Source organism: Halochromatium salexigens (assembly GCF_016653295.1).
GTDB lineage: Bacteria > Pseudomonadota > Gammaproteobacteria > Chromatiales > Chromatiaceae > Lamprobacter > Lamprobacter salexigens.
Window position 1 is genome coordinate 1 of sequence record NZ_NHSF01000048.1, and the last position, 17421, is coordinate 17421.

The window sequence follows — 17421 nt, forward strand, 5'->3', positions numbered from 1 at the left end:
ATCTCTCCGGGGTGCCCCGCAGCAAGTTGTGGGAGGGGATGAACATGATCGGCCTGGTCGAATCGCGCCGCGAGATCGACGGCCAGGTCGCGATCGAAACCCGGTATTTCATCGGCAGCATCGGCACCAGCGCGACCCGTTTTGCCCACGCCGGGCGCGGCCACTGGGGCGTCGAAAACGGCTTGCATTGGACTCTCGACATCTCCTTTCGCGAGGATGAGTGCCGTGTGCGCCAGCCGGGGGCGCGTGAGAACCTCGCCGTGCTGCGTCACCTCGCGCTCTCACGACTGAAGAATGATGACACCAAGGTGGGGCTGCAGAACAAACGCTTGAAGGCCGCTTGCAACGAGGACTACCTGACAAAACTGCTCTTCGAGTGGCCCAAAAGTGACGAGAAAACAAAATCATCAGGAAACGCTAATATTAGCAAAGCTTGATGCGATTGCCCTGGCTGATGGGCTGATGGCGATCGAGCTGAACGAGCTGAACACATTGGACGAGTTGGACGAGCAGAGTGACGTACGCCACGGTGGCAACCTCACCGCCTTGGCCCACCGCAGTGGGCGGGCGGCGGAGTCGCTGCTCGATTTCAGCGCCAACATCAACCCGCTCGGGATGCCAGCGGGCGCGCGGTCAGCACTGATCGCGGCGATCGATGCGCTTGGGCACTATCCCGACCCTTCTTGCACGGCCTTACGGGCGGCGATTGGCGCGCATCTGGGCATTGCCTCGGAGCGCATCGTCGTGGGCAATGGTGCCGAGCAGCTGATCTGGTGGCTGCCGCGACTGCTCGCGGCCAAGCGCGTGCTGGTGACGGCACCGGCCTATGTCGATTACCAGCGCGCGGCCGAGGTCTGGCAGCGGCCGCTGTGCTCGATTCCACTGCGGCCCGAGGACGGCTTCGCACTCGATCTCGAGGCGCTCTCGGCGCACCTGCACGCAGGCGATCTGGTCTGGATCGGCCAGCCGAATAACCCAACCGGTCGCCTGGTCGAGCCCCGGCAGTTGCGCGAGGCCGTGATCGCCCATCCGCACGTCGACTGGGCGATCGACGAGGCCTTCATCGACTTCGTCGAGGGCGCGCACTCCGCCGTGCACTGGGAACGATCTCAGGGGGAGTGGCCGAACCTGATCGTCATCCGCTCGATGACCAAGTTCTATGCCTTGGCCGGGTTGCGGCTTGGCTACGCGGTGCTCGCGCCGGAACGCGCCGCTTCGTTCGCGCGGCTGCTGCCGGAGTGGTCGGTCAACAGCCTCGCGGCAGCGGCCGGCCGCGCGTTGCTGACGGACCCGGATCTGGCGGTGTTCGCGCAACGCACGCGCCAGCTCATCGGCGACGAGCGTCGGCATCTCAGCGCGGCGCTGCGCGGGCTCGGCCTGCGCGTCTTCGACAGTGCCGCCAATTATCTCCTGCTGCGCCTTCCGGATTCGGGGCCAGGGGCGGCTGAGCTGGCGGCGCGGTTATTGCGCTCGGAAGGTATCGCAGTGCGCGCCTGTGCCAACTATGCTGGACTCGATGCGCGTTATCTGCGCATTGCAGTGCGCACTGAACCAGAAAATCGGCGATTATTGGCAGCCATGGCGCGCCTGCTCTGATCGTCGAGGTCAATTCTCGAGCGGCGGGTGCTGGGTTCGTAGCCAACGGGGATCACCAAGCGATGCCACTCCATCAGGTCTCTCCTCCGATGGTAAGCACGGCAAAGAAGGCGGCGAGCAGGATCGGCGCCGCCCTCTTGCTGCCAGTGCTGTTGATGCTGCTGCTGACGCCGGTGGCCGGGGTCCATGGCGATGAGACGCAGGCGTCGGTTCCCGCTGCGCTCCTGCCGTGGGTGGACTGGGTACTGGCTGACGAGGATCAGCGCGCCTGTGCGCTCGGGGCCGCCGGCGCCGGGGAGCGCGTCTGTGCCTGGCCGGGGCGACTGCGGCTTGACCTCGATGAGGCCGGCGGGCGCTTCGAGCAGGCCTGGAGCCTAGCGGCGAATGCCTGGATCGCGCTCCCTGGCGGGCCGGGTCAATGGCCGCAACAGGTGAGCGCGAATGGCGCGCCTGTCAGCGTGGTCGAACGCGACGGGCGCCCGATGGTGCGGCTCGCCTCCGGCGAGCACGAGATCAGCGGCCGCTTCACCTGGCCACGGCGGCCCGATGTCTTGCAGGTACCGGCCGAGGTCGGGCTGCTCAGCCTGAGCTTGAACGGGACAGAGGTCGCGCAACCCCGCTTGGAGGCCCAGGGCGGGCTTTGGCTCGGCGCCAAGCGCCGCCCACGACCGCCAAAGCAGGCACAGGAGCCGGATGCGCTCTCGCTTGAGGTCACGCGCCGGATCGAGGATTCGGTGCCGTTGCGCGTGCAAACGCGTCTGCTGCTCGAAGTCTCCGGGCAGCCGCGCGAGTTGTTGCTAGGGCCAGTGCTGCTGCCCGGTGGCATCCCCTTACGTCTCGAGAGTCCGTTGCCGGCGCGCTTGATCGCAGCCAAGGAGCCGTCCGAGACGCGGCCAGCAGGGTCGACCCCGGATGCCGCGTCGGCTCAGCCGTCGGGGCCGCGCTCGGCTCAGCGCGCGGGGCAAGGCGACCCCCTGCTGCAACTGCAACTGCGGCCCGGGCGCTGGGAATTGATCCTGGAAAGCCATCATCCGGGGCCGGTTTCGGCACTCAGCTTGCCGCAACAACCGTCGACGTCGGTCTCCGCGCCGGCACCCGTCTCGCCATCCCACTGGCCCGCGCAAGAAGTCTGGGTGTTCGCGGCCCGGCCCGATCTGCGCCAGGTCGAGCTGAGCGGCGCCGAGCCGATCGATCCGCGCCAGATTCGCCTGCCAGCGCAGTGGCAACAGCGACCGGCCTACCTGATGCAGGCGGGCGAGACGCTGCGGCTCGAGCAGCTCAGCCGGGGCGCCTCGGGCTCGGACCAGATCCGGCTCGCGCGCGTGATGCGACTGGACTTCGACGCTACCGGTCTGAGCCTGCGTGATCGCCTCAGCGGTGAGCTGCGTGAGCGCCGCCGCATCGAGGCCACGGCGCCGTTGGTCCTCGGCCAGGTCAGCGTCGACGGCGAGCCGCGCCTGATCACGCGCCTGAACACCGATCGAGACGATGACGAGGAGCGCGCAGGCGTCGAGGTGCGCGGGGCGCGGCTCGCGTTGAGCGCCGATGCACGCATCGACACTGGACCCATCCGGTGGTGGTTGGAGCTGCCCGGCTCGGGCTGGGATCTGCCGCTGAGCGGTGTCTCGACACAGCTCTTTCTGCCGCCGGGCTGGGATCTGTTGGCGGCGGCGAGTGTCGACAATCTCCCTGAGAGTTGGCTGGCGCGCTGGTCGTTGCTGGATATCTTCCTGGTTCTGATCGCCGCGCTCGCGGTGACACGGCTTTGGGGCTGGCCTTGGGGGCTGCTGGCGCTGCTGACGCTGGTGCTGACCTGGCAGGAACCGGGCGCGCCGCGTTGGGTGTGGCTGCATCTGATCGCCGCTGCCGCGCTGGTGCGGCTGTTGCCGGCGTCGGCGCGGCAGACGCCAGCTGACGTGCAACAGCGTGACGAGCCTTCAGGAGACGCCTCGCCCGCGCAGGGCCCGCCCTGGCTCGCGACCGGGGTCCGGCTCTATGCGCGGCTGGCGTTGCTGTCGCTGGTGCTGATTGCGGTGCCCTTCCTGGTCACCGAGATGCGCGATGGGCTGTTTCCGCAATTGGAACAGCAGGGGCTTGGTCTGATCGACTCGCCCAGCGGCTGGCTCGCCTCGAGGAGCGCCGTCGATCAGGTGGCTTCTCAACTGAGTCATCAGCTCGAGTCTTCACGCCTCAAGTCAGCCCCTGCTGAGGTCAGCGCTGAGCGGGTTTCTCCGCCACGATCGTTGCCAACCTTGGACCCGGACGCGCGTTTGCAGACCGGCGCCGGGGTGCCGGATTGGCGCTGGCGTCGCTTCGAGCTGAGCTGGAACGGCCCGATGCCGCCCGATCATCGACTGCGCCTCTGGTTGCGGCCGGCCTCGGCCTCACTGCCGCTGGCGTTGATCACCCTGGTGCTGGTGCCGCTGCTGGGGCTGCGGCTCGCCGATCCGCGACCGTCGGGGCTGCCGCTGCCGGCCCGCTCGCCGGGTGCGCGCCCATCGGGCACATCGAGCAAGCAGGCGCTTGTCGGCCTGCTCGGGGTCACGCTGATCGGGTCGCTGTGGCTGCTGCCATCGAGTCCCGGCCTGGCGGCAACCGACAGCCAGATCGCTGCCGCTCCGCCGATGATGAATCCGGCGGCGAATCGCACGGGCTTTCCGCCGACGTCCCTGCTAAACGAGCTGCGCGCACGGCTACTTGCGCCGCCGGACTGTGTGCCGCGCTGTGCCGAAATCGCGCGGCTGGTGCTCGATGCCTCGCCTGGCGCGCTGCGCTTGTTGCTGGCCGTGGATGCGGCCGAGGCGGTGGCCTTGCCGATCCCCGGCGCCCGCAGCGGTTGGTCGCCGACGCGGATCGAACTCGATGGTCAGCCGTTGGATCGATTGCTTGGGCTGACCAATGGGGAGCTGGCGGTGCCCATCCCGAGCGGTCGGCATCTGCTGCTGCTGTCCGGCTCACTGGTCGGAGTCGATCAGGTCGCCATCCCGTTGCCGTTGCGTCCACGGTTGGTCGAAACCCGCCTCGATCCGATCTGGCAGCTCGAAGGGGTCGGCGCCGATGGGGTTCCGGGTGATCAGCTGCGGTTGCTCCGCCAGCAGGAGGCAAAGGGGCTTGCGGCTGGCGATGAGCCCGACAGTACGTCCCTCGACGATCGGAACCCCGGCGGCGGTGTCCCGTTGGGCTCGGTGTCGGACTCACTGTCGGGTTCGGGTTCGGGTTCGGACTCGACGTCGGCGCCGGCCTCGGGCGCGGCGAGCGGTGACAGGCAGGCCCCATGGCCGCCGCTGCTCAAGATCACCCGCACGCTGCGCTTCGGATTGGATTGGGAGCTGATCACCGAGGTCGAGCGGCGCTCGCCGCTGGGGCAGTCGGTGAGCTTGCGAGTCGCGCTGATCGACGGCGAATCGGTGACCACCTCCGGGGTCCAGGTCCGTGATGCGGAGGTGCTGGTCTCGCTGCCGCCGGGGCGCGCGCGCATGCGCTGGCGCTCGGCGCTGCGACCGGTCGACCGTCTTGCGCTGCGCGCCTCGAGCGATCCACGACTCACCGAGGAATGGCGCCTGCAAGTGAGCCCGATCTGGCATCTGCGCGCGCAAGGGGTGCCAGCGGTGCAGCCGCGCGACGGCGATGCGCGCGCGCTGCCGACCTATCGGCCCTGGCCCGGTGAGGTCTTGGCGCTGTCGCTGTCGCGCCCGGTCGGCGTCGCCGGACCCACACTGACCCTGGATCGCAGCCGCTATCAGCTCCAGCCGGGCCGTCGCTCCAGCGAGGCGCTGTTGGAACTCAATCTGCGCAGCAGCCAGGGGGGGCGGCATCGGCTGTTGCTGCCAGCGGATGCCGAGCCAACGCGGCTTCGCGTCGATGGTCAGTCGCGCCCCCTGCTGATGCAGGACAACGCGGTCGAGCTGGCGCTGGTGCCGGGCAGTCAACGCATCGAACTCGGCTGGTTGCAGCCGGATGGGCTGTCCTTCGTCTATCAGCCGGCGGCGGTGACCCTCGGCGTGGCGGGGGTGAACGCCGAGACGCAGGTGAGACTGGGCACCGATCGCTGGCTGTTGTGGGCCAGCGGTCCCGGTCTCGGGCCGGCGGTGCAGTTCTGGGGGCTGTTGTTGGTGATGGCGGTGCTGGCGCTGATCCTGGCGCGCGCGCGTTTGACCCCGCTCGGGGTCGGCGATTGGCTGCTGCTGGGGATCGGGCTCAGTCAGGTCTCGATCTGGGTCGGGGCGCTGGTGGTGCTCTGGCTGTTCGCGCTCGGCCTGCGCCGGCGGCTTGGTGAGGGCGCGCTGGCGCCTTGGCGGTTCAATCTGATGCAGATCGGGCTGGTGCTGCTGAGTATCGCGGCGCTGAGCGCGCTCTTGCTGGCGGTGCAGCAGGGCTTGCTCGGCAGCCCGGCGATGCAGGTCGCGGGCAATGGCTCGAGCGCGACCGAGCTGAATTGGTATCTGGACCGCAGTGGCGAGCAGACCGCGCCGGTGACGGTGATCTCGGCGCCGATCTGGATCTATCGGCTGCTGATGCTGGCCTGGGCGCTCTGGCTCGCGTGGCGGCTGCTGGACTGGCTGCGTTGGGGGTGGCAAGGTTTAGTGTCACCGACCCCTTGGTTGAGGTCGAGACGTCAGACGCTGAAACGCAAGGTCGACGAGCAGCAGTTGAGTGTCGATCTGTGATCCGGAATAGGCTCCGACAGGTTGGACGTCGGCGTTTGAATTAGACACTGGCATGCTGGCGGATCGCGTCGGCCGTATGGCCGATCCCCTGCGTCATCAGTTCAGCCGGGCTACCGGTGGCGACCAGACGCCCGCCGTCGCGTCCCGCCTCGGGCCCAAGATCGATGACCCAATCGGCGGCGGCGATCAGATCCAGGTCGTGCTCGATGACGACGACCGAATGGCCTGCCGCGACCAGGCGCCGCAGCACGCCGATCAGCCGTTCGGTATCGGCCATGTGCAGGCCGACGGTCGGCTCATCGAGCAGGTAGAGGGTGGAGCGGTTGCTGGGGCCATCAGCGGTGGGGCGCGCCTTGGCCAGCTCGGTAACCAGCTTGAGGCGCTGCGCCTCGCCACCGGAGAGGGTTGGGCTGGCCTGCCCGAGCGCGAGGTAACCGAGTCCGACCGCCTGCAGCAGCTCAAGCGGATGGCGGATCGCCGGATGCGCCTGGAACAACTCGACCGCCTCATCGACGCTCATCGCGAGCACCGCGCCGATGTCCTTGCCCAGATAGGGAATGCGCCGGGTCTCGGCGTTGAAGCGGGTGCCGCCGCAGACCTCGCAGGGCAGCTTCACGTCGGGCAGGAAGCTCATCTCGAGCCGTTGCACGCCTTGGCCTTCGCAGGCAGGACAGCGTCCGCCGCCGGTGTTGAACGAGAAACGCCCCGGCCCCCAGCCGAGCATTCGCGCCTCGGGCGCGGCGGCGAACAGGCGGCGGATGCGATCCCAGATGCCGATGTAGGTCGCCGGGCAGGAGCGCGGGGTCTTGCCGATCGGGGTCTGATCGACCTCGAGCACGCGGCTCAGCGCCTGCCAGCCTCGCAGCGCGCCACAGCCGCTGAGTTCGGCCTTGCGAGCGCGATGGCCGCCGTCGCGATCAGGGCTCAGCAGGGTCTTGAGCGAGGCGCCGAGCACATCGCGCACCAGGGTCGATTTGCCGGAGCCGGAGACGCCGGTGACGCAGACCAGTCGCGCTAGGGGAATGCCGAGGCTCAGGTCTTGCAGGTTGTGCAGCGAGGCACCTTCGATGTGCAGCCAGTCCGTGGCACTTGCAGTCACTGCGTGGGCGAGCGCGAACTGAGTGTCAGCAGCGGGATTCGCCGCAGCAGCGGAATCCGGTGTAGAACGAGTTGCAAGCGTTGCATGCTGCGGAGATCTTACCCTGTTGCGGGCGAGGTAGCGGCCGGTCAGTGAAGCCGGGTTCGCCGCGAGTGCCTCGGCGGTGCCGCGCGCGACGATCTCTCCACCATGAATGCCGGCGCCGGGCCCGAGGTCGATGATCTCATCGGCGCAGTGCATGGTCGCGGCATCGTGCTCGACGACGATCAGGCTGTTGCCCTTGGCCTTGAGTTCGGCCAGCGTTTCGAGCAGCCGGGCGTTATCGCGCGCATGCAGGCCGATGCTGGGCTCGTCGAGGATGTAACAGACGCCGCGCAGGTTGGAGCCGAGCTGTGCGGCCAGCCGGATGCGCTGCGCCTCGCCACCGGAGAGGGTCGGCGCGGCGCGGTCGAGACTCAGATAGCCCAATCCCAGGCGCTCGAGGAAACCGAGTCGGGCGCGGACCTCGGACAGCAGATCGCGACCGATCGCGGCCTCGCGCTCGCTCAGGTTCAGCTCGGCGAACAGTTGGCTGGCGTCGGTCACGCTCAGGGCCGAGAGTTCGGCGATCGAGCGCGCGCGAAAGGTGACCGCCAGCGCTTCGGGTCTCAGCCGCCGGCCCTGGCAGCTCGGGCAGGCCTTCGCGGGGCTGGCGCTGGCGCCTTTGCTTTTGCTGTCGAGATCGCCGTCGTTGGCGAGCCATTGTCCTTCCTCGCCGCTTTGCTCGGCATCGAAGCCCTTGAGCTGCAAGCCGGTGCCGAAGCAGGTCGGGCACCAGCCATGCTTGGAATTGTACGAGAACAGGCGTGGATCGGGCTCGTCAAAGCCGAGCCCGCAGCTCGGGCAGGTCCGTTGAGTCGAATAGGTGCGGGGCGAGGCTTGACCGGCTGCTTGACCGAGACTGGGCTTGAGCTGTTCAGCAACCACAACGCGCACCAGCCCCTTGCCGATGGCGAGTGCCTGATCGAGCTGCTCCGAGAGCCGGTGCTGGTGCGACCCATCGACTGCGACCGACGGAAAGGGCAGATCGATCCAGTGGTCGCGAAAGCGATCGAGCTTGGGCCAGGGCTCGACCGACTGCAGTTCACCATCGACAGCGAGCTGTTCGACGCCACGGCGTTTGGCCCAGTCGGCCAGCTCGGCGTAGGTGCCCTTACGCGCAATGACCAGGGGCGCGAGCAGGATCAGGCGTTGGCCGTGGAAGTCTTCGCGGATCCGGCTCAGGATCTCGGCGCGGCCCTGGGGCTGGATCGGGACCTGGCACGCGGGGCAGTGCTGGAGGCCGAGTTTCACGTAGAGCAGGCGCAGGAAGTGATGGATCTCGGTGGCGGTGCCGACCGTGCTCTTGCGCCCGCCGCGACTGCTGCGCTGCTCGATCGCGACCGTCGGTGGGATGCCGAAGATCGCATCGACATCGGCACGCGCGGCCGGCTGCACGAATTGCCGCGCATAGGCGTTCAGCGATTCCAGGTAGCGGCGCTGGCCCTCGGCGAACAGGATGTCGAAGGCGAGGGTACTCTTGCCGCTGCCCGAGACACCGGTGATGACGATGAACTGACCGCGCGGGATCGACAGAATCAGATCCTTGAGATTGTGTTCGCGGGCGTGGCGGATCAGGATCGCCTGCTCTGCGTTGCCGTCGATCGGACCGGCGATGGTTGAGTCTGTGGCCGCGAATTTTGATCGATAGTCCGCTGAGACTTCAGCGATTTCCGCCGCCGTTGTCGGGGCTCGATCCGTGCCGAGCGCAGCGTTCGGCGCTAATGCCTCGCGCAAGGCGCGTCCGGTATGGCTCTCGGGATGCTCGGCGAGCATGCGCGGGGTGCCGCAGGCGATGATCTCGCCGCCGCCGTCACCACCCTCGGGGCCGAGGTCGACGATCCAGTCTGCGGCCAGCATCAGGTCGACATTGTGCTCGATCACCAGCAGCGAATGGCCGGCGTCGATGAGCCGCCGAAAGGCGCCGAGCAGGGTGGCGATGTCGGCGAAGTGCAGGCCGGTGGTGGGCTCGTCGAAGAGGAAGAGCAGCCCGGGTTGATCCTGGTGCGGCCGATCCTGGCCCTGTTGATCCTGAACCTCGCCACTGACCTTGCCTTCGTCTGTTCTGGCGTGCTTGCGCTGAACGGTGCGCGTCGGCCTGCGGCGCGCGGTCTTGGCCAAATGTCCGGCGAGCTTGAGGCGTTGCGCCTCGCCACCGGAGAGGGTCGGTACCGGTTGGCCCAGGCGTAGGTAATCGAGGCCGACATCGACGAGTGGCTGCAAGGCCCGCCTAAGATCGGCTTGGTCGGCGAAGGCTGCAAGCGCCTCGGCGACGGTCATCGCCAACACCTCGGCGATGTTCGGGCCAGTGGCCGGTTCAGCCCTGGGCTCGCTTGGTGGCGTAGCGTCGTTCTGGCCACTACCTTTGGCCTCAGCGGATCGCGACACTTGTGCCGGTAAACGCACCTCCAGGATCTCGGGCCGATAGCGCTGGCCGTTGCAATCGGGGCAACGCAGGTAGACGTCGGAGAGGAACTGCATCTCGACATGCTCGAAGCCGGACCCGGCGCAGGTCGGGCAGCGGCCGGGGCCGGCGTTGAAGCTGAAGTGGCCAGCCTTGAAGCCGCGCTCGCGGGCCAGGGGCGCGGCGGCGAACAGCTTGCGCAGCGGGTCGAGCGCGCCGACGTAGCTGGCGGGATTGGAGCGCGAGCTGCGACCGATGGGCGATTGATCGACCATCAAGACATCTTCGATCAGCGCCACGCCCTCGACCGCATCGCAGGCCCCGAGCGGTCCTTCTGGGTGTCCCTTTTGCTTCGCCAGATGGTGGAACAGCACCTGCTGCACCAGCGTCGACTTGCCCGAGCCGGAGACGCCGGTGATCACCACCAGCCGCTGCAACGGTAGCTCGAGATCGATGTGCTTGAGGTTGTGTTCGCGCGCGCCGCGAATCCGCAGCTTGGGCTCACCCGGCCGTGGTGGTCGCGGCGCGCGCGGCTCGGCGACCAGGCGCCGGCCGGCGAGGAAGTCGCCGGTCAGCGAGGCCGGCTCGTCGAGCAACGCCGCCGGCGGGCCCTGGAAGACACGCTGGCCGCCACGTTCACCGGGCCCGGGGCCGATGTCCAGGATCTGATCTGCGGCGCGCATCACCTGCGGATCATGCTCGACCACCAGCAGCGTGTTGCCGCGATCGCGCAGGCGCTGCAGGATACGCACCACGCGATCCATGTCGCGCGGATGCAGGCCGATGCTCGGCTCGTCGAGCACGAAGAGCGTGTTCACCAAGGCCGTGCCGAGCGCAGTGGTGAGGTTGATCCGCTGCACTTCGCCCCCCGAGAGGGTGCGCGATTGCCGCTCCAGGGTCAGATAGCCGAGCCCCACCTCGGTCAGATAGTGCAGCCGGGCACGGATGTTGGCGAGCAGCAGTTCCATCGCTTGATCCAGGTTGCCGGGCAGCCTGAGCGCATCGAAGAACCGCGCCAGGCTCGCGATCGGCAGGCGCGTGAGATCCTGGATGTTGAGGCCGGGCAGGCCGAGCCAGGCGGTCTCCGACAGGTGGCTGCGCGCATGACGGAAACGCTGCTGGCGCTCCAGCACCGCGTCGGCCAGCGCGTGATCGCCGATGCGAAAATCCAGCGCCGCATCCTTGAGTCGCGCACCGCCGCAGTCGGGGCAGGGATCATAGCTGCGGTAGCGCGAGAGTAGCACTCGCACATGCATCTTGTAGCTGCGCCCTTCGAGCCAGTCTAAGAAGCCGCGGATGCCGTACCAGACGCGCAGGCGTGGGTCGTCGTGCCAGTCTCCCTCGCCCTCGAGGACCCAGTGGCGATCGGCTTCGGTCAGCTGCGCCCAGGGCACGTCTGTCGGGACGCCGCGCCGATGCGCGAAGGCGATCAGGTCTTCTTGGACCTCCGCATAACCATCGGATTGGATCGGCTTGATGGCGCCATCGAGCAGCGATTTGCGCGCATCCGGCACCACCAGATCCCAATCGATGCCGATCACCCGGCCGAAGCCGCGACAGGTCTCGCAGGCGCCCACCGGTGAGTTGAACGAGAACAGGCTGGGAAGCGGATCGCGATAGTCGATCTCGCACTCGGGGCAGTGCAGGTCGCGCGAGAAGTGCCAGGGCGGTCCGGGGTTGCGCTCGGCATCGAGCGGGTAGATGCGCACCCGGCCGCCGCCGTGCTCGAGTGCCGCTTCGAGTGCCTCCAATGCGCGGCCGCGATTGTCGTCATCGAGCCGCAGCCGGTCTTGGATGACCTCGAGGCGTTGGTCATCCTCGTGCAGGAAGCGGATGTAGCCCTGTTGCGCGAGCAGCTCCTTGAGCTGATCCGAGGTCAGGCCATCCGGTATCGCGAGTTCGAAGCAAACCAGGGCGCGGGTCGCGGTTTGTCGATGCGCGAGCGCGGCCCAGATCCCCTCGGGGCTGTCGCGGCGGACCTCGCGGCCGCAGCCGTGGCAGAACAGCCGCGCGGCGCGGGCGAATAGCAGCTTCAGGTGATCGCTCAGCTCGGTCATGGTGCCGACCGTCGAGCGCGAGGTGCGCACCGGGTTGGTCTGATCGATCGCGATCGCCGGTGGGATGCCGTCGATGCGCTCGGCCTGGGGCCGATCCATGCGATCGAGGAACTGGCGCGCGTAAGGCGAGAAGGTCTCGACGTAGCGGCGCTGACCCTCGGCGTAGACGGTATCGAAGGCGAGCGAGGATTTCCCCGAGCCAGAGACACCCGTGACAACGATCAGCGCGCCGAGCGGCAGGTCGAGATCGAGGTTCTTGAGGTTGTTCTGGCGCACCCCGCGCAGGCGGATCTGGTCGTTGAGAGGGGGCATTGAAGCGACGGGAGCAGGGCGGCGCGCGCGGAGTTGAGAGACAGAGCGCTGCGCGCTTGTCAGGAGAATGGTGAAGGGTAAACAAAGGGCGAGCCGAAGGTTAGGCGGCTCGGTTCAGTCGCCCTGTAGCTTTCCGCCCAGTGGCTCTCGCCCGGTGCCTCAGTCGCGCGCGGGCGGGGTCTCCTCGGTGTTGGCCTCATCCTGCTTGGCCTCGCGTTCTTCCTTGAGACGCTGCAGATGTTGCCGCTGGCGAATGTAGAAGTAGCCGACGACGCCGACGATGAGAAGCAGTTCGAGTGCCTTGAATGAGCCCATGTCCATCGATCGATCCCGCGCGGGTCGCGCTATACTGGTGCGTTGAAATTGGGTTGCTGTATATCGTGTCCATGCCGATGAAAACCAACCTCGTGCGCCAGGACCATGGATGAGGTCATCGATCCCAGCGTGCATTGCGAGCAGTGTCGCGCCTGCTGCTGCCGCAAGGAGGTCATGCTGCTTGGCGATGCGCGCGTTCCAAGCCACTTCATCGTGCTCGATGCCTGGGGCGCCGAGGTGCTCGAACGGCTCGACGATGGTTGGTGCAGCGCGCTCGACCGGCAACGGCTGTGCTGTTCCATCTACAGCATGCGCCCGCAGCTCTGCCGCGATGTCAGGATGGGGGGGGCGGAATGCCTGGCCGCGCGCGCGGGGATCGATGATGACTGACGGAGGGTATCCATGCCAGTAGCATCCAAGACCCGACCCCGATTCGGGCTCGTGATCGCGGCAACACTCGGTTTGATCCTGGTGCTGATCCTGGTGCTATTCGCCGAGCGCGTGAGCAAGGAGCCGCTGCGCGAAGAGCCCGTCGGCGAGGCGCGCCATCGGCTCGAGGTCAAGGCGACGGCCTACACCTCGCGCCCCTCCGAGACCAGCGGGGATCCTTATCTCGCGGCCTGGAACAACCGACTCACACCAGGCGAGAAGTCGATCGCCGTCTCCCGCGATCTGCTCGAACTCGGTCTGACCAATGGTGCCAAGGTCGAGATCGAGGGCCTGCCCGGTGTCTACACCGTCCGCGACAAGATGAACAAACGCTGGACGCGGCGCATCGACATCTATATGGGCAACGACCTCGAGCGCGCGCGCGAGTGGGGCAGGCGCGAGGTCGTGCTGCACTGGTGAGCGTAAGCCCGCCTCGTCACTGATGCCGTACCTCCGAGTACCCGCCTGTTGCGCCCTTGGCTTGCCGCATGCCGCGGCGGGCGTAGGCGGGGGGCGAGTACGGCATCCGCGTGATCGGGGTTAAAGCGTTGGTTTGATTGGCTATCCGTCATGCGGGTTCTCCTGAGTGAGCGGGGTAGGAAGGCAGGGTGTCATGGCAGTTTCTGGGTAAGGGCTTCCACCCGTTGCAGGCGTGCATCAAGTCGTTGGCGATGGTGGTTTGTTTCCAGACGCTGGTCTTCGTGCGCGGCCCAGGTTTGCTTGTCGATATAATGCGCCCGGGCAGCCTCGAGGTTGTCCCGTGCCTTGGCGATCGTTTTAGAGCCCGTTTTGATGCTCGGCTTCGTGCCTGTTTGCGGGTCTGTTTTCTCGCTCAGGCCGTTAGCGTTGGCTGCTGGATTGGCCGTGACCTCGGGGTGGGGTGTCGCCGTTGACCAATCTGGGTCGAGCGCCGGCAAACCGAGCGCCTGCCGCGCGCGCGCCAGATGCAGATCACCACGCATCAGCGGATTATCACCAATGCCGGGGTAGTTGAGCCAGGTCTCGACGCTGAGCCAGTCGCCCTCGCGCAGCAGCACTTGCATCGCGTCGCGCGCGAACTCGGCCTGATGGCCATCGATCTCCTCGAGCCAGCGCAGCAGACGGCGGGCCGTGGCCGCTGCGCCACCCCGGGCGCCGGCTGGCTCGGCGATGCCGGCGCGATAGCAGAGCAGGCGCGCCTGCTCGGCACGCAGCCGATCGCCTTCGACCAGCTTGGGCGTGGCATGGATCTGCGCGCACCAATCGCTCAGCGCCTTGGCGTCACCGAGCATGAAGCTCGCCTCGGCAAGCTTGATCTGATAGGAGGCAAGGGTGAAGCGCGGCGAGCCGGTATCGCCGTGCTGATGCTCATAGGCCGCGCGATAGTGGTGCTGAGCCGCTGGCCAGTCGCCACGGCGGGCCGCGAGATCGCCTTCGCTGAGGTCGAGCATGTGGCGCGAGCGCTGCTGGTCATGGCGCGCTAAGTGGGTGTGCCCTTGCGCGATCAGCGCCCTGGCCTCGGCCAGCGGACGCTCGAGGATGGCGATGTTCAGCAGTGTCGAGAGGGCATTGAAGACATCACCGGGATCGGCTGGCGGCTCGGCCGCGGCCGCGCGGCTGAGCGCCGCCACCGCTGGTTCGGTTTCCTTGCGCTGCCAGTGGCTCTCGCCCAGCCACACCTGCATCAAGGTCTGGGTCGCCACATCATGGTTGGCCTCGGCGAGTTGCAGGCCCTCGGTCGCCAGGCGGATGCAGTCGGTATAGTGGCGGGCGCGATAGGCGTCGCTGAAACGCCGTCTGATTTGATGCAGCTTAGTCTCACTCATCGTAGCTCTTAGCGTTCTGGGTTTCGGTAATGCTATACCGCCCATGCCGGCGCTGTCGTCTCGCGCAGTTCCGCTACGGGCGCATCTGTGAGACCCTTTTAAGGTTCTCCCATGGTGTAGTCAGGGGTTTCGATGCCTTTTCCTGCGGGAGCATTCGCTGCGGCGCTCACCTGGCGATTGCTGGTCTTTACCTTGCTGTGGTGGCTGCTGACCACCGGACAGCAGGCCGCGCTGCTGTTCGGTGCGCCCTTCGTCATTATCGCCGCGTTGCTCAGTACCCTGGCGCGATTCCGCGCGCGCGCAGGTGAGGGACCATTACAGCCTGTCGCGCCCTTGGCCCTGCTGCGCCTGATCGGCTTCTTTCTCTGGCATTCGTTGCTCGGTGGGGTCGATGTGGCCCTGCGTGCCTTCCGCTGGCGATTGCCGCTGTCGCCGGATCTGATCGACTATCCGCTGCGTCTGCCACCGGGCCCGGCGACCGTTCTAATGTCCGGCTTAGTGAGTCTGATGCCAGGCACCCTGGCGGTGATCTGCGCGGGCCGCTTGCGGGTGCATGTGCTCGACCGGCGCGGCCATTGGCATCAGGATCTCGAGCGGTTAGAGCGGTGTGTTGGCGCGGTCTACCGCATTCCCGGTTTTTGACTTCAGGAAGCGTTCGATGCAGACCCTGTATTTCGCCTTGATCCTGTTTCTGCTGCTGACGCTGGTGGCGGGACTGTGGCGCATCCGCCGCGGGCCGACTGCGGCGGATCGCATGCTGGCGGCGCAGCTGTTCGGCACGACCGCGACCGCCATCCTACTGTTGTTGGCCGAGGTATCCGCAGTGCCATCACTGCGTGATGTGGCGTTGGTGTTGGCGTTGCTGGCGGCGATCACGGTGACGGCCTTCACGCGCCGGGCACGCATTGCGGCATCCGCGCAGACGGGGCCAGTGGATCAGGGGCGCGCGGCCGAGGTGGCGGAGGACGGGCATGCTCATTAGTCTCTCGGCATTCTTCCTCGTTGCTGGCGCCGTCTTCTTCCTGGCCGGAACCTTGGGGCTGTTGCGCTTTCCGGATGTCTACACGCGCCTGCATGCGTTGACCAAGGCCGACAATCTCGGCCTGGGGCTGATGGTGCTGGGGCTGATGCTGCAGGCCGAATCCCTGGCCGCGGCCGGCAAGCTGCTGTTCATCTGGCTGCTGTTGCTGGCCGCCTCGGCGACGGCTGGTCAACTGGTCGCGAGCTGGGCACAAGGCAAGGGGATCGCGCCGTGGCGTCGCTGAACCTGCTGCCGCTGGCGATCGATCTGGTGCTGGCGCTCACCCTGCTGTGGCTGGCCTGGCGCGCGCTCAGCAGCCCGGATCTGTTTCGCGCCGTGGTGCTGTTCATCGCCCTCGGGCTGGTGTTGGGGCTGGTCTGGGTGCGGCTGGATGCGGTCGATATCGCACTCGCCGAGATCGCGCTCGGTGCTGGTGTCACCGGTGCATTGCTGCTCGCGGCGCTGGCCAAGTTGCAGTCCGCCGAGGCTGAAACCGCCGATGCCTCGACTGAGCAAGAGGGCGATTGGCAAGGCTGCTCGCAGGCGCTTGCCGAGCCCGATGCCAAGTCCAAGCCGACGCTGACGGCCAGCGCCACGATGGATGCGACAGGCAGCGCAATGCCGATCGCCCTGCGGATCCTGCTCGCCCTGCTGCTGCTCGTGCCCTTGGCCGGGCTCGGCTGGGTGGTCTGGCAGCTGTGGCTGCCGGCGCCGGGGCTCACTGATCTGGTCGCGGCGCGGCTCGAGGCGTCTGGCGTCGCCCATCCGGTCACCGCCGTGCTGCTCAACTTTCGCGGCTACGACACCCTGCTCGAGCTGGCGGTGCTGCTGCTGGCGCTGCTCGGGGTCTGGTCGTTGTCGAGCGCGCCGCATCTGGGCGATGAGGAGCAGGAGCCGGCGTTGGCGGCGCTCAGTCGGCTGCTGGCACCGCTGATGATCCTGGTCGCCGCCTATCTGGTCTGGGTCGGCGCGCATGCGCCCGGGGGGGCGTTTCAGGCCGGCTCGGTGCTGGGGGCTGCTGGCGTGTTGCTGCGTCTGAGCGGTTGGCGGGTGCCACCGCGCGCGACCGGCTGGCCGTTGCGGCTGGTGCTGGTGCTCGGCGTGGTGGTGTTCGCCTGCATGGGGCTGGTCGTCATGGCCTTCGGCCAGCCGCTGCTCGGTTATCCGCCGGGCTGGGCGAAGCCGGCACTCCTGGCCATCGAGCTGGCGGCGACGCTGTCGATCGGTGCCATCCTGGCGGCGTTGTTCATCGGTGGGCGGCCATGACCTCGGTGTTGGTGTTTGCCTTGGCCGGGGTCGGGCTGATCGTGCTCGGGTTCTATGCGCTGCTGGTGCAGCGGCATCTGCTGCGCAAGGTGCTGGCCTTTAACGTCATCAGTAGCGGCATCTTCCTGCTCCTGGCCGGGTTGGCGCGACGCGCGCCCGGCGCCGAGCCGGACCCGGTGCCGCAGGCGATGGTGTTGACCGGGATCGTGGTGGCGGTGGCGGCGACCGCGCTGGCGCTGGCGATGATCCAGGCGCTGCGCGCGGCGACGGGCCGCACCTGGCTCGGCGACGACGGCGACGAGGAGTAGCGCGATGCCGATGCTTTGGCGAGCGCGAGTACGAGCAGGAGCTTGATGCCGATGCTCAGGCGAG

The 17421-nt window shown here is 67.5% G+C and carries 13 protein-coding genes; 10 read left to right on the forward strand and 3 right to left on the reverse strand.

The genetic code is table 11. The features are described 5' to 3' along the window. The 3 genes from CCR82_RS07030 to CCR82_RS07040 form a co-directional block, all read left to right on the forward strand. A partial coding sequence (locus CCR82_RS07030) for an ISAs1 family transposase (protein ID WP_201244690.1) occupies positions 1-437 on the forward strand: 437 nt, incomplete at its 5' end. A gap of 25 nt (positions 438-462) precedes the next feature. Next, the gene (cobD, locus tag CCR82_RS07035; RefSeq protein WP_201244691.1) at positions 463-1596 is read left to right on the forward strand and encodes a threonine-phosphate decarboxylase CobD; all 1134 of its coding nucleotides are present in this window, start codon (positions 463-465) and stop codon (positions 1594-1596) included. Between the two features lie 89 nt (positions 1597-1685). Next, complete coding sequence (locus tag CCR82_RS07040) at positions 1686-6263, forward strand: hypothetical protein (protein ID WP_201244692.1); 4578 nt, start codon at positions 1686-1688, stop codon at positions 6261-6263. Positions 6264-6303: 40 nt separating this feature from the next. On the opposite strand, the gene CCR82_RS07045 is transcribed toward CCR82_RS07040, so the two are convergent. Both CCR82_RS07045 and CCR82_RS07050 read right to left on the reverse strand, forming a co-directional pair. Next, positions 6304-12213 carry an excinuclease ABC subunit UvrA gene (locus CCR82_RS07045; RefSeq protein WP_201244693.1) on the reverse strand — a complete coding sequence of 1970 codons (5910 nt, stop codon included), beginning with the start codon at positions 12211-12213 and terminating at the stop codon, positions 6304-6306. 159 nt (positions 12214-12372) lie between these two features. Further along, entirely contained in the window at positions 12373-12534 is a 162-nt protein-coding gene (locus CCR82_RS07050) for a hypothetical protein (RefSeq protein WP_201244694.1), read from the reverse strand. A gap of 99 nt (positions 12535-12633) precedes the next feature. Between CCR82_RS07050 and CCR82_RS07055 the strand changes: the two genes are divergently transcribed. Together CCR82_RS07055 and CCR82_RS07060 are read left to right on the forward strand one after the other, a co-directional pair. Then, complete coding sequence (locus CCR82_RS07055) at positions 12634-12918, forward strand: YkgJ family cysteine cluster protein (protein ID WP_201244695.1); 285 nt, start codon at positions 12634-12636, stop codon at positions 12916-12918. A gap of 12 nt (positions 12919-12930) precedes the next feature. After that, the gene (locus CCR82_RS07060; RefSeq protein ID WP_201244696.1) at positions 12931-13377 is read left to right on the forward strand and encodes a 3D domain-containing protein; all 447 of its coding nucleotides are present in this window, start codon (positions 12931-12933) and stop codon (positions 13375-13377) included. Between the two features lie 191 nt (positions 13378-13568). Here CCR82_RS07060 and CCR82_RS07065 read toward each other — a convergent pair whose 3' ends face one another. Further along, positions 13569-14762: a hypothetical protein gene (locus CCR82_RS07065; RefSeq protein WP_201244697.1), complete on the reverse strand. Its 1194-nt coding sequence runs from the start codon at positions 14760-14762 to the stop codon at positions 13569-13571. A 132-nt stretch (positions 14763-14894) separates the two neighbouring features. Here CCR82_RS07065 and CCR82_RS07070 point away from each other — a divergent pair, with 132 nt between their 5' ends. Genes CCR82_RS07070 through CCR82_RS07090 form a run of 5 tightly spaced genes read left to right on the forward strand, consistent with a single transcriptional unit; the run spans position 14895 to position 17357 of the window. After that, complete coding sequence (locus CCR82_RS07070) at positions 14895-15404, forward strand: Na+/H+ antiporter subunit E (RefSeq protein ID WP_201244698.1); 510 nt, start codon at positions 14895-14897, stop codon at positions 15402-15404. A 16-nt stretch (positions 15405-15420) separates the two neighbouring features. Then, positions 15421-15744, forward strand: coding sequence for an MrpF/PhaF family protein (locus tag CCR82_RS07075; RefSeq protein ID WP_201244699.1), 324 nt, complete (start codon positions 15421-15423; stop codon positions 15742-15744). Continuing rightward, positions 15734-16027: a monovalent cation/H(+) antiporter subunit G gene (gene mnhG, locus CCR82_RS07080; protein ID WP_201244700.1), complete on the forward strand. Its 294-nt coding sequence runs from the start codon at positions 15734-15736 to the stop codon at positions 16025-16027. The genes CCR82_RS07075 and mnhG overlap by 11 nt, the downstream gene beginning before the upstream one ends. Beyond that, entirely contained in the window at positions 16015-17049 is a 1035-nt protein-coding gene (locus CCR82_RS07085; protein WP_338073127.1) for a hydrogenase subunit MbhD domain-containing protein, read from the forward strand. The genes mnhG and CCR82_RS07085 overlap by 13 nt, the downstream gene beginning before the upstream one ends. Beyond that, positions 17046-17357: an NADH-quinone oxidoreductase subunit K gene (locus tag CCR82_RS07090; protein WP_201244701.1), complete on the forward strand. Its 312-nt coding sequence runs from the start codon at positions 17046-17048 to the stop codon at positions 17355-17357. Before CCR82_RS07085 ends, CCR82_RS07090 begins: the two co-directional genes overlap by 4 nt. Positions 17358-17421: the final 64 nt, after the last annotated feature.

What these genes read in the sequence shown, in the direction of transcription:
- cobD (WP_201244691.1), top strand. Translation starts at nt 463, where the DNA reads ATGGCGATCGAGCTGAACGAGCTGAACACATTGGACGAGTTGGACGAG.
- CCR82_RS07040 (WP_201244692.1), top strand. Translation starts at nt 1,686, where the DNA reads ATGGTAAGCACGGCAAAGAAGGCGGCGAGCAGGATCGGCGCCGCCCTC.
- CCR82_RS07045 (WP_201244693.1), bottom strand. Translation starts at nt 12,213, where the DNA reads ATGCCCCCTCTCAACGACCAGATCCGCCTGCGCGGGGTGCGCCAGAAC.
- CCR82_RS07050 (WP_201244694.1), bottom strand. Translation starts at nt 12,534, where the DNA reads ATGGACATGGGCTCATTCAAGGCACTCGAACTGCTTCTCATCGTCGGC.
- CCR82_RS07055 (WP_201244695.1), top strand. Translation starts at nt 12,634, where the DNA reads ATGGATGAGGTCATCGATCCCAGCGTGCATTGCGAGCAGTGTCGCGCC.
- CCR82_RS07060 (WP_201244696.1), top strand. Translation starts at nt 12,931, where the DNA reads ATGCCAGTAGCATCCAAGACCCGACCCCGATTCGGGCTCGTGATCGCG.
- CCR82_RS07065 (WP_201244697.1), bottom strand. Translation starts at nt 14,762, where the DNA reads ATGAGTGAGACTAAGCTGCATCAAATCAGACGGCGTTTCAGCGACGCC.
- CCR82_RS07070 (WP_201244698.1), top strand. Translation starts at nt 14,895, where the DNA reads ATGCCTTTTCCTGCGGGAGCATTCGCTGCGGCGCTCACCTGGCGATTG.
- CCR82_RS07075 (WP_201244699.1), top strand. Translation starts at nt 15,421, where the DNA reads ATGCAGACCCTGTATTTCGCCTTGATCCTGTTTCTGCTGCTGACGCTG.
- mnhG (WP_201244700.1), top strand. Translation starts at nt 15,734, where the DNA reads ATGCTCATTAGTCTCTCGGCATTCTTCCTCGTTGCTGGCGCCGTCTTC.
- CCR82_RS07090 (WP_201244701.1), top strand. Translation starts at nt 17,046, where the DNA reads ATGACCTCGGTGTTGGTGTTTGCCTTGGCCGGGGTCGGGCTGATCGTG.